1 protein-coding gene is annotated in these 252 nt (G+C 64.7%); it reads right to left on the reverse strand.

From position 1 onward, the window contains the following. Positions 1-123 precede the first annotated feature (123 nt). Positions 124-252, reverse strand: a 129-nt coding sequence (locus R0J92_RS24995; RefSeq protein WP_411053667.1) for a hypothetical protein, incomplete at its 5' end; no start/stop codon positions are given.

A 252-nucleotide genomic window follows, 5' to 3' on the forward strand; every position in this document is an offset into this window, starting at 1 on the left:
GCCGCGTGCAGGTTCAGCTCCAGCCCGGGCAGCTCACACTGCTGCAGCTGGCGGCAGGCCTGCTCGGCCGCGCTCGCCAGGTGCGTGTCCAGCGTGACGATGACCACGCGCAGCGGCGTGTTGTTATGAGCCGAAGTGCGCTTTGGCATCATACAAGGCCTCGACCGTTATCTGGCTGAGCCCGCGCTCGCGGGCGAACTTTTCCGTGTTCCGGCGAGCTTTGCCGCGCACGAAAAACGGGATTTTCTTCAG

The organism is Tritonibacter sp. SIMBA_163 (assembly GCF_046535935.1).
Classification (GTDB): Bacteria; Pseudomonadota; Alphaproteobacteria; order Rhodobacterales; family Rhodobacteraceae; genus Epibacterium; species Epibacterium scottomollicae.